The sequence below is a fragment of the Aminobacter sp. P4_H6_2 genome, from assembly GCF_056400805.1.
In genome coordinates this window covers 1-10,082 of sequence record NZ_JBFUKO010000142.1, presented here as the reverse complement: position 1 = coordinate 10,082, position 10,082 = coordinate 1, and the positions used below count along the sequence as shown (strand labels likewise).

At 61.8% G+C, this 10,082-nt stretch carries 14 protein-coding genes; 11 read left to right on the top strand and 3 right to left on the bottom strand.

What is annotated here, in order from left to right; genetic code table 11:
* Window positions 1–389 (top strand): RBBP9/YdeN family alpha/beta hydrolase (locus tag AC1DUU_RS12940; protein WP_476783821.1); only part of this gene is annotated, 389 nt, incomplete at its 5' end.
* On the opposite strand, the gene AC1DUU_RS12935 is transcribed toward AC1DUU_RS12940, so the two are convergent.
* Window positions 386–1,156, bottom strand: coding sequence for an HpcH/HpaI aldolase family protein (locus tag AC1DUU_RS12935; RefSeq protein WP_476783820.1), 771 nt, complete (start codon window positions 1,154–1,156; stop codon window positions 386–388). The genes AC1DUU_RS12940 and AC1DUU_RS12935 overlap by 4 nt on opposite strands.
* Before the next feature lie 106 nt (window positions 1,157–1,262).
* Window positions 1,263–1,583, bottom strand: a complete 321-nt coding sequence (locus tag AC1DUU_RS12930; RefSeq protein ID WP_476783819.1) for a DUF1476 domain-containing protein — start codon at window positions 1,581–1,583, stop codon at window positions 1,263–1,265.
* Window positions 1,584–1,879: 296 nt separating this feature from the next.
* On the opposite strand from AC1DUU_RS12930, the gene purC reads away from it, so the two are divergent.
* From purC to AC1DUU_RS12905, 5 genes are all read left to right on the top strand, one after another.
* On the top strand, window positions 1,880–2,647 hold the full coding sequence (gene purC / locus AC1DUU_RS12925; RefSeq protein ID WP_476783818.1) for a phosphoribosylaminoimidazolesuccinocarboxamide synthase: 768 nt from the start codon (window positions 1,880–1,882) through the stop codon (window positions 2,645–2,647).
* Between the two features lie 71 nt (window positions 2,648–2,718).
* On the top strand, window positions 2,719–2,961 hold the full coding sequence (gene purS / locus AC1DUU_RS12920) for a phosphoribosylformylglycinamidine synthase subunit PurS (protein WP_476783817.1): 243 nt from the start codon (window positions 2,719–2,721) through the stop codon (window positions 2,959–2,961).
* 19 nt (window positions 2,962–2,980) lie between these two features.
* Entirely contained in the window at window positions 2,981–3,235 is a 255-nt protein-coding gene (locus tag AC1DUU_RS12915) for a hypothetical protein (RefSeq protein ID WP_476783816.1), read from the top strand.
* On the top strand, window positions 3,232–3,906 hold the full coding sequence (purQ, locus tag AC1DUU_RS12910) for a phosphoribosylformylglycinamidine synthase subunit PurQ (RefSeq protein ID WP_476783815.1): 675 nt from the start codon (window positions 3,232–3,234) through the stop codon (window positions 3,904–3,906). Before AC1DUU_RS12915 ends, purQ begins: the two co-directional genes overlap by 4 nt.
* Before the next feature lie 51 nt (window positions 3,907–3,957).
* Window positions 3,958–4,365 (top strand): hypothetical protein, encoded by a 408-nt coding sequence (locus AC1DUU_RS12905; protein ID WP_476783814.1) that lies wholly within the window; start codon window positions 3,958–3,960, stop codon window positions 4,363–4,365.
* 110 nt (window positions 4,366–4,475) lie between these two features.
* On the opposite strand, the gene AC1DUU_RS12900 is transcribed toward AC1DUU_RS12905, so the two are convergent.
* Window positions 4,476–4,613 carry a DUF1127 domain-containing protein gene (locus AC1DUU_RS12900; RefSeq protein WP_476783822.1) on the bottom strand — a complete coding sequence of 46 codons (138 nt, stop codon included), beginning with the start codon at window positions 4,611–4,613 and terminating at the stop codon, window positions 4,476–4,478.
* Between the two features lie 182 nt (window positions 4,614–4,795).
* On the opposite strand from AC1DUU_RS12900, the gene AC1DUU_RS12895 reads away from it, so the two are divergent.
* The 5 genes from AC1DUU_RS12895 to AC1DUU_RS12875 all read left to right on the top strand — a co-directional run.
* Window positions 4,796–6,211 carry an aminotransferase-like domain-containing protein gene (locus tag AC1DUU_RS12895; protein WP_476783813.1) on the top strand — a complete coding sequence of 472 codons (1,416 nt, stop codon included), beginning with the start codon at window positions 4,796–4,798 and terminating at the stop codon, window positions 6,209–6,211.
* A 137-nt stretch (window positions 6,212–6,348) separates the two neighbouring features.
* Window positions 6,349–8,574, top strand: coding sequence for a phosphoribosylformylglycinamidine synthase subunit PurL (purL, locus tag AC1DUU_RS12890; protein ID WP_476783812.1), 2,226 nt, complete (start codon window positions 6,349–6,351; stop codon window positions 8,572–8,574).
* Between the two features lie 14 nt (window positions 8,575–8,588).
* Window positions 8,589–8,822, top strand: coding sequence for a BolA family protein (locus AC1DUU_RS12885; protein ID WP_067962623.1), 234 nt, complete (start codon window positions 8,589–8,591; stop codon window positions 8,820–8,822).
* Between the two features lie 16 nt (window positions 8,823–8,838).
* A complete protein-coding gene (locus AC1DUU_RS12880; protein WP_476783811.1) occupies window positions 8,839–9,585 on the top strand; it encodes a class I SAM-dependent methyltransferase in 747 nt (248 codons plus the stop codon).
* Between the two features lie 300 nt (window positions 9,586–9,885).
* Window positions 9,886–10,082: glutaredoxin domain-containing protein (locus tag AC1DUU_RS12875; RefSeq protein ID WP_476783810.1), on the top strand; the 197-nt coding region annotated here is incomplete at its 3' end.

The following is a 10,082-nucleotide window of genomic DNA, read 5'->3' as shown; positions in this document are numbered from 1 at the left end:
CGGTGAACGCGGCCGAACGGCCGGTCGTTCTGGTTGCGCACTCGCTCGGCATCCCGACCGCCATCCACGCCATTCCCGGCTTCAAGAAATACGTGGCGGGCGGCTTCTTCGTGGCCCCACCAGATGTCTCCAATCCGGCGATCCGGCCGAAGCACCTGATGACCTTCGGCCCCTACCCGCGCGATCCGCTGCCGTTTCCCTCGGTGGTGGTCGCCAGCAGCAACGACCCCTATTGCAAACTCGACGTCGCCGAAGACATCGCCGCCGCCTGGGGTTCGCTGTTCATCGATGCCGGTGAAGCCGGTCACATCAATGCCGATTCCGGCTTCGGGCCCTGGCCCGAAGGTTCGATGGTGTTCGCGCAGTTTTTGTCGCGGCTCGAAGGTTAGGCCAGCGACTTCTTGAGCTCGGAGAGCAGGTTCGCGGCACCGCTTGATATCAGCTGGTGTTCCGAGCCTGTGGCGAGCAGCTGGAAGCCCATCTCGACAAAGCGCCCAGCGATTTTCGGATCGGTGACATAAATGCCGGCATGCTTGCCGGCGGCACGCGTACGCCTGGCGACATCGGCGACCGTTTCCATCATGCCTTCGAGCGTTCCGTTGACCGCATCCCCCTTGGTCCAGGCGATCGAAAAGTCGCCAGGCCCGAGAAAAATGCCGTCGATGCCTGGCGTCGCCAGAATGCCATCGAGGGCGGCGACTGCAGCGTGCGTCTCGACCATGGCAAAGGAGACGGTGCGGGCATTGCTCTCCTTCAGCCACTTGACCGGGTCCTTGCTGCCGTGGCGGGGGGCGGCGTAGGTGGGGCCCCAGGAACGCTCGCCCAGCGGCGGGTATTTCATCGAAGCGGCAAAGCGCTGCGCGTCCTCGACCGAATTGACCATAGGGGCGATGACAGCTTCGGCGCCGAAGTCGAGCGCCCGGCTCGCCATGTCGAAGCGCCCGACAGGGACGCGCACGATCGCATGCTTGCCCGCGCCGAGCACCGGTGCCAGCGAGCGCAGCACAGAGTCTTCATTGTGGCCGCCATGCTGCATGTCGAGGGTGACGGCATCGAAGCCCTGCCAGGCGAGGATTTCGACGGTCAGTGCATCCGGCACGCCGGACCAGGCAGTGATAATGGTCTCGTTGGCGTGCAGTCTCTCGGCAAGCGACATCTTGTGTTCTCCTTGTGGCGGCGCCATTTCATCCGGAAGCGAGCTGAGGCGCAAACAAAAACCGCCCGGAATCCGGGCGGTTCGTTAGTCCAGCAGTGTGGTTGGGTCAGGTGTTTTTGATCTGCTCGATCGCCTGCGCCATCAGTTCGTCCATGGTGCGGCGGATCTGATGGTCGGACTGGTCGACGCCGGCGGCATCGAAATCGGCGCGGATCTTGCGGAACACGTCATGATCGCCGGCTTCCTCGATGTCGGAAATCACGACTTCCTTGGCATAGGCTTCAGCGTCGGCACCCGATTTGCCGAGTTTTTCGGCAGCCCACATGCCGAGCGCCCTGTTGCGCCGCGCATTCGCCTTGAAACGCAGTTCTTCGTCGAAGACGAACTTGCGCTCAAAACCTTCTTCGCGGTCCTTCATGTTGCTCATGGCAATCCTCCAGGGAGTGGGAAATCGATTCGACTTCCGGTGTATATGTTATCGGGTTCCTCAAACCAAAAGCCCGACGCCCGGTCAATATCTCACTTTATCTCTCTTTTGCTCTGTTTGTGTGTGCGGTGCGGCAATTCCGTACCAAAAGGCGTTGATTGGGAGGAAATGATGATTGAGCAATGGGCCTGATTAAGATAGAGACCGGCCTTGAAACCCACAGCCGCCGCGGCTTTGCGGCGTGAGAAAGGGACCGGTAACTTGCCGTCCACCCTTCCAACCAGAGAATCAGTCAAATGAAGAATCGCCGCCGCATTTACGAAGGCAAGGCCAAGATCCTTTATGAAGGCCCTGAGCCGGGCACCCTGATCCAGTTTTTCAAGGACGACGCCACCGCCTTCAACAAGAAGAAGCATGAAGTCGTCGACGGCAAGGGCGTGCTCAACAACCGTATTTCCGAGCACATCTTCAACCACCTGAACCGCATGGGCATTCCGACCCACTTCATCCGCCGGCTCAACATGCGTGAGCAGCTGATCAAGGAAGTCGAGATCATCCCGCTCGAGGTTGTGGTGCGCAACGTCGCCGCTGGCTCGCTGGCCAAGCGCCTGGGCATCGAGGAAGGCACCGTGCTGCCGCGCTCGATCATCGAATTCTACTACAAGGCCGATGCGCTCGATGACCCGATGGTCTCTGAAGAGCACATCACGGCATTCGGCTGGGCAAGCCCGCAGGAAATCGACGACATCATGGCGCTGGCCATCCGCGTCAACGACTTCCTCTCCGGCCTGTTCATGGGCGTCGGCATCCAGCTCGTCGATTTCAAGATCGAATGCGGCCGGCTGTATGAGGGCGACATGATGCGCATCGTCGTCGCCRACGAGATTTCGCCCGACAGCTGCCGCCTGTGGGACGTCGCCACCCAGGACAAGCTCGACAAGGACCGCTTCCGCCGCGACATGGGCGGACTGGTCGAGGCTTACCAGGAAGTGGCACGCCGCCTTGGCATCATGAACGAAAACGAGACCCCGCGCCCGACCGGCCCGGTTCTCGTCAAGCACTAAGCTAAGCAGCAGGGCGCGGATCGACCGCGCCCTTCCCTTTTTTGTAGACGAATAGCCGGAGAATTCCGCCCGTGATCAAGGCCCGCGTCACCGTCACCCTCAAGAACGGCGTTCTCGACCCGCAAGGCAAGGCGATCGAGCATGCGCTCGACGGCCTGGGCTTCGGCGGCGTCGGTTCCGTGCGCCAGGGCAAGGTGTTCGACGTCGAGCTCGACAGCATCGACCGCGCCAAGGCGGAAGCCGACCTCAACGCCATGTGCGAGAAGCTTCTGGCGAACACAGTGATTGAGAACTATAGTGTGACGCTTATCTGAGGTTGCACCGGAGGGTGTAGTGACGGAAGTCACAAGTGAACTGCTTTATGAAGTACTGAAGAAAATTCAGTCTCGCTTGGATGGCGTCGAACACGGCATCCGGGAGGTGAAGCAGGAGCTTATCTCAATTCGCGGCCACATGCTTTCGATGCAGAACGACGTCCATAACATCTACGCCAAGCTCGATCGCCACGACGAAAGCCTCGAGCGCATCGAGCGTCGTTTGGAACTGCGTGAACTCGCCGAATCTCAGAGGCCTTACGAACCGAAATGAAATCAGCAGTCGTTCTCCTCCCCGGCCTGAACCGCGACCGCGACATGATCGCGGCGCTGACCAAGATTTCGGGCAGGGCCCCGGTCACCGTCTGGCAGACCGACACGGAAATCCCCGATGTCGACCTGATCGCCATTCCCGGTGGTTTTTCCTTCGGCGACTATCTGCGCTGCGGCGCGATCGCAGCTCGCATGCCGGTGCTGCGCGCGGTTGCCGAAAAGGCCGCCAAGGGCGTGCAAGTTGTCGGCGTGTGCAACGGCTTCCAAATCCTGGTTGAAGCAGGCCTCCTGCCCGGCGCCTTGATGCGCAACACCTCGCTCAAATTCGTCTGCCGCGAAGTGAAGCTCGAAATCGCCAACGCCAACACCGCGTTCACCCGCAACTATTCGGCCGGCCAGATCATCCGCTGCCCTGTGGCGCATCACGACGGCAATTATTTCGCCGATCCCGAGACACTCAACCAGCTCGAAGGCAACGGCCAGGTGGTGTTCCGCTACGCCGAAGGAACCAACCCGAACGGCTCGATCAACGACATCGCCGGCATCATCAACAAATCAGGCAACGTGCTTGGGCTGATGCCGCACCCGGAGAACCTGATCGAGGCGGCGCATGGCGGCAATGATGGCCGCGCGCTGTTTGAAAGCGCGCTCGGCCTGGCCAAGGCAGCGTAAGGCCGGGAATTCTCTTCATTTCATCCAATTGATAAGGGCGGGCATCGGCGAATGAAGTCACTGCGGATTCTGGCGGCAGCGGCCGCAGTCATTGGTCTCGCCGCCTGCAACTCCGGCCCGAAGACGCCAGCGCCGTCAGCGTCGGGCAAGAGTGCATCGCTTCGTTCGATGGAACAGGTGGCAATCGCCGCGCATAAATGCTGGTTCGCCAGCAAGGACCCGGCCTTCAAAGCCTACCAGATGGCCAACGAACTCAATAATTTCGGCGGCACGCCACGCTTCCTTTTGGTGCCGGCCAAGCAATATGGCGCAAGGCCGCTGCTGGTGGTGCAGGCACAAGGCAATTCGAGCCAGGTGCAAGCGTTCGGTCCGTTGATGGACCAGGCGCTCGGCGCACGCATCGGCTCTGATATCACCCGCTGGAGTTCCGGCAACCCTGCCTGCACCGGCACCGCTTGAGGCACAGTCGACAGGCTTCTGCAATCAGCTTCGGCTGAAAAAGTGGTGGAGGCACAGGGGCGCCTCCACCAATGTCGAACTGCCCGTGGGTCGGGACAATCCGAAAACCCTCAGTCGTAAAACGAGCGGATTCCTTCGCGATAGGCATCGCAACGCGAGATGCCGATATCGGACAATTGTTCGTCCGTGAGGTCCAGCAGGCTCAATCGGGTGCGCCGCCGCTCGATGCAGCGCGACAGCCATCGCATGAGATTGAGTGGAACCTTCGCCAGATTGCGGAATGAGCTGTGCTTCTCCGCTGGGGATGAAGCTGTGACGCCCCCTTCAATTGCACCTATTGTACCCATAGCAATGATCCAGATTGTGTCTATTTTCGACGAACAATGCTATGAATTGACTCAATGATGATCGCAATATAGGAATTGTCACCATGACAATTTGGCTTCCCGACCTCTCGTCCGGCTCTGGCCCACTCTATCTGCGCCTGGCCGAACGCATCGAAAGCGACATCGACAGCGGCGTTCTAGCCTCCGGAACCAAGCTGCCGCCGCAGCGCAACCTCGCCTACGATATCGGCGTGACCATCGGCACTGTCGGGCGCGCCTACGCGCTGTTGCGCGAACGCGGCCTGGTGAGCGGAGAAGTCGGTCGCGGCACTTACATCCTTGCGCGCCACAGCGAGCAGCCTGCGCCCAGCGCGTCGCCTGCCCTGCCCCATGAGGGATCACGCTCAGTCGAGGCAGCGCCTGGAAAGCTGCGCTTCGACAGCACAGCAGCACCCAATGTCGGACAGAGCAGCGAAATCGAGACAATCCTGGCCGCGATCAGCCGGGACAATCCCGACGACATGACGAGCTATACAAGGACATTTCCCGAACATTGGTTCGAGGCAGGCAGCGCATGGCTGTCGCGCAACGGTTTTATGGCCGCGCCTGACAGCATCGTACCGACGCTCGGCGCGCATGCCGCTGTCGTTGCGATCATTGCAGCGGCAAGCTCTCCGGGCGACCACATCCTGTTCGAGCATGTGACCTATACCCAGATCGCGCGCAGTGCCGGCCTGATCGGTCGGCGCATGGCATTGGTCAATTCGGACGAACACGGCATCGACCCCGATGATTTCGAACGCGTCTGCGCCCAAAAGCACCCGAAACTGGCATTCCTGATGCCCACGGCTCAGAACCCGACAGGCGTGATCATGCCACGCGAGCGCCGGCAGGCGATTGCCGAGATCGCGCGCAAGCACAACGTGCTGCTGATCGAGGACGACCTTTACGGCGCGCTCACCGACGACCGCACGCCGCTTCTGGCCGAATTCGCCCCTGAACGCGTGTTCGTTGTGGGCGGCCTGTCCAAATCGGTGGCGGCTGGCGTGCGCGGCGGCTGGCTGTCAAGCCCGGCGCATTTCCGCCACAGCATCCGGGTTGCGCACAAGATGGTCACCGGCGGCATGCCGTTCCTATTGGCGGAAACGTGCGCCCAGCTGGTGCTTTCGGGCGCGGCCGCGGCGATACGTGCCCGCTCGATCGCCGAGATCAACGCCCGTCTCGACATTGTGCGCAAGGCGCTGGACGGCTGCGACTTCAACACCACGCCCAATATTCCCTTCGTCTGGCTGGCCCTTCCGGAACCGTGGAATTCCGGCACGTTCAAGAACGCCGCCTATGAGCAAGGCGTGCTGATCGACGACGAAGACGAGTTCAAGGCCGGGCGCTCGGACCAGGTGTTCCACCGCGTCAGGATCGGCATTTCATCGGCGCGCACGCAGGTCGAGGTGAGCCAGGGGCTGGCAAAGCTGCGCCGCCTGCTCGACGAGGGGCGCGCCGGCTACGACAGTTTCGGCTGAGCCCATCCACATCCCCGCTGCCAACAGTCCCGTTTCCTTGCCATAGGGGCGATTTTCTGGCCTTTGGCGGTATATCCTGGCCCAATGATGCGCTATTGAGCCACCAACGGTTCCCCCAACGGATTCTGCGATCTACGATGACTATTCAGAACGACGTGAAGATCACCGGCGAGCTCATTGCCGCGCACGGGCTCAAGCCAGACGAATACCAGCGTATCCTCGACCTTGTCGGGCGCGAGCCGACCTTCACCGAGCTCGGCATCTTCTCGGCGATGTGGAACGAGCATTGTTCGTACAAATCGTCGAAGAAGTGGCTGCGGACGCTGCCGACCAAGGGCGAGCGGGTCATCCAGGGTCCGGGCGAAAATGCTGGCGTTGTCGATATCGGCGACGGCGACTGCGTGGTCTTCAAGATGGAGAGCCACAACCACCCCTCCTTCATCGAGCCCTACCAGGGTGCGGCGACCGGCGTTGGTGGCATTCTGCGCGACGTTTTCACCATGGGCGCGCGGCCGATTGCCTCGATGAACGCGCTGCGCTTCGGCGCACCTGACCATCCTAAGACGCGCCATCTGGTTTCAGGTGTGGTTGCCGGCGTCGGCGGCTACGGCAATGCCTTCGGCGTGCCGACCGTTGGCGGCGAAGTGAATTTCGACGCCCGCTACAATGGCAACATTCTGGTCAACGCCTTTGCAGCTGGTCTTGCCAAGACCGACGGGATCTTCCTGTCGCAGGCCAAGGGTGTCGGCTTGCCGGTAGTCTATCTCGGGGCCAAGACCGGCCGCGACGGTGTCGGCGGCGCGACCATGGCTTCGGCCGAATTCGACGACAAGATCGACGAGAAGCGCCCGACCGTGCAGGTCGGCGATCCGTTCACCGAAAAATGCCTGCTCGAAGCGTGCCTCGAACTGATGGCGTCGGGCGCGGTCATCGCGATCCAGGACATGGGTGCTGCCGGCCTGACCTGCTCGGCCGTTGAAATGGGCGCCAAGGGCGACCTCGGCATCGAACTCGACCTCGACAAGGTGCCGGTGCGCGAAGAGCGCATGAGCGCCTACGAGATGATGCTGTCGGAAAGCCAGGAGCGCATGCTCATGGTGCTGCGTCCCGAAAAGGAAGAAGAAGCCGAGGCAATCTTCGTCAAATGGGGCCTCGACTTCGCCATCGTCGGCAAGACCACCGACGACCTGCGCTTCCGCGTCCTGCATCAGGGCAAGGAAGTGGCCAACCTGCCGATCAAGGAACTCGGCGACGAGGCTCCCGAATATGATCGCCCGTGGGTCGAACCGGCCAAGCGCGCGCCGCTTGCCGCCGACGATGTTCCGCAGGCCGATGTCGCCGATGCGCTGCTCAAGATGCTCGACGGTGCGGATCTGTCATCGCGGCGCTGGGTGTGGGAGCAGTATGACACGATGATCCAGGGCAACTCGCTGCAGCGCCCCGGCGGCGACGCCGGCGTTGTGCGCGTCGAGGGCCATGCCACCAAGGCGCTGGCGTTTTCGTCGGACGTGACGCCGCGCTATTGCGAGGCCGATCCCTATGAGGGCGGCAAGCAGGCCGTGGCCGAGTGCTGGCGCAACCTGACTGCGACCGGTGCCGAACCGCTGGCTGCTACCGACAACCTCAATTTCGGCAACCCCGAGCGGCCCGAGATCATGGGGCAGTTGGTCGGAGCCGTGAAAGGCATCGGCGAGGCCTGCCGCGCACTCGGCTTCCCGATCGTTTCGGGCAATGTGTCGCTTTACAACGAGACCAACGGGCAAGGAATCCTGCCGACGCCGACAATCGGCGGCGTTGGCCTGATCGACGACTGGTCGAAGATGGCCAAGGCCTGCTTTGCCCGCGAAGGCGAAGTGATCCTGCTTGTCGGCGGCCCGGCCCAGTGGGGCAGCCACCTTGCCCAGTCGATCTACATGCGCGACGTGCATGGCCGCACCGACGGCCCGCCGCCGGCAGTCGATCTCGAGCACGAAAAGAAGGTCGGCGACTTCGTTCGCAAGCTGATCCGCAACGGCCAGGCTACCGCCGTGCACGACCTATCTGATGGCGGTCTTGCAGTGGCACTCGCGGAGATGGCGATGGCTTCCGGCATCGGCGCCACCGTTCCCGGTCTCAGCGGCACCAACCCGATCCCGGTGTTCTTCGGCGAAGACCAGGGGCGCTATCTGGTGACTGTCAAGCTTGACCCCAAGTCGGCTGAGATGCAGGAATTGTGGAACGAGGCCAAGGCGCTCGGGATTCATGCTCCGTGGATCGGCACGACCGGCGGCCAGGAATTGAAACTGGGCGAGGCGCGCGCCATATCAATTGACGAGTTGACCACGGCTCACGAATCCTGGTTCCCTCGGTTCATGAACAACTGATCGGGGAAAACGGCATGGCAATGGACGCACACGACATTGAGCGGATGATCAAGGACGGCATTCCGGATGCCCGGGTGACCATCCGCGATCTCGCTGGCGACGGCGATCATTATGCCGCCGAGGTCGTGTCGGAAAGCTTCCGTGGCAAGACCCGCGTGCAGCAGCACCAGATGGTCTATGACGCGCTGAAGGGGAATATGGGCGGCGTGCTACATGCGCTCGCCCTGCAGACCAGCATTCCGGAATAACGTACGTCGCCTGCCGATGTCCGATCGTTCCGACGACACCGACAGCCAACAGATCGCCCGGCGCGCTTATGCGAGCTTCGCCGAGCGCTATGATGCGACAGCACCTACCAAGCCGCACAACGCGCTTTACGAGCGTCCGGCATCGCTCGCGTTGCTTGGCGATGTGAAGGGCCAGGACGTTGTCGACGCCGGCTGCGGTTCGGGCATCTGCTCGGAAAAGCTGGCGCGCCAGGGCGCGAAGGTTCGCGCCTTCGATATCACCCCGGAGATGACGGTGCTGGCGCGGGCGCGATGTGCCGGGCTCGACGTCGATGTCCGCGAAGGCGACCTTTCCAAGCCGCTCGACTGGCTTGGAAGCGACAGTGCCGACGCAATCCTCTGTTCGCTGGCGCTCGATTATGTCGAGGACCTCAAGCCGGTCTTCACCGAGTTCCACCGCATTGCGCGACCGGGAGGGCGGCTCGTGTTTTCGATGGGCCACCCGATGCGCGACTGGGCCGATCCGAGAACGCGTGGCGACGCCGACTATTTCGCGACGAACCCCTGGGGCATGCATTGGGGCGGGTTTGGCGAGCCAGCACCCTTCGTCGAATCCTACCGCCGACCACTTCAAGATATTTTGAACGGCCTGAGTGGTGCCGGCTGGCGCCTCGACCGTTTTGTCGAGCCGTTGCCAGTGGCTGAAATGGCGACAATCGACCCAAGGCATTTTGCCGAACTGAGCCGGTCGCCCGCCTTTATCTGCGTGCGCGCGGTCAAATAGACCGGCACACCTCACTTAGCGACGCTGCGCCAGATCGAGAAGCTTTTGWGGCCAGCCAGGAAGCGAACGAGCCGCCATCGCACGGAACGTGCCCGTTCGAGCGCCGGCATCCTTGGCAACCGGTACTGTGGCGAGCGGCGGCTCTGGACCTGAGCACAGATCGTGCTATTGCGTTTTTCAGTTTTCGGGTCGACGCGTCGCTTGGAAAGCTCGACTGTTGCAACCACATAGTAGCTAGTGCTAGCAGTCTAGTGGATATTGCCGACTACACGAGTTCGGCCAGATTGAGGTTTAGACGCCATGAGCGGAATCAACGAGTACATCGACAGCGAAGTGAAGAGCCAGGACGTCGTGGTGTTCATGAAGGGCACGCCCGGCTTTCCGCAGTGCGGCTTTTCGGGCCAGGTCGTCCAGATCCTCGATTACCTCGGGGTCGACTACAAGGGCGTCAACGTGCTGACCTCGAACGAACTTCGCCAAGGCATCAAGGACTACTC

Coding starts and splice junctions, on each gene's coding strand:
- AC1DUU_RS12935 (WP_476783820.1), bottom strand. CDS start 1,156: ATGTCGCTTGCCGAGAGACTGCACGCCAACGAGACCATTATCACTGCC.
- purL (WP_476783812.1), top strand. CDS start 6,349: ATGACTATTCAGAACGACGTGAAGATCACCGGCGAGCTCATTGCCGCG.
- AC1DUU_RS12885 (WP_067962623.1), top strand. CDS start 8,589: ATGGCAATGGACGCACACGACATTGAGCGGATGATCAAGGACGGCATT.
- AC1DUU_RS12905 (WP_476783814.1), top strand. CDS start 3,958: ATGAAGTCACTGCGGATTCTGGCGGCAGCGGCCGCAGTCATTGGTCTC.
- AC1DUU_RS12895 (WP_476783813.1), top strand. CDS start 4,796: ATGACAATTTGGCTTCCCGACCTCTCGTCCGGCTCTGGCCCACTCTAT.
- AC1DUU_RS12930 (WP_476783819.1), bottom strand. CDS start 1,583: ATGAGCAACATGAAGGACCGCGAAGAAGGTTTTGAGCGCAAGTTCGTC.
- AC1DUU_RS12900 (WP_476783822.1), bottom strand. CDS start 4,613: ATGCGATGGCTGTCGCGCTGCATCGAGCGGCGGCGCACCCGATTGAGC.
- purQ (WP_476783815.1), top strand. CDS start 3,232: ATGAAATCAGCAGTCGTTCTCCTCCCCGGCCTGAACCGCGACCGCGAC.
- AC1DUU_RS12880 (WP_476783811.1), top strand. CDS start 8,839: ATGTCCGATCGTTCCGACGACACCGACAGCCAACAGATCGCCCGGCGC.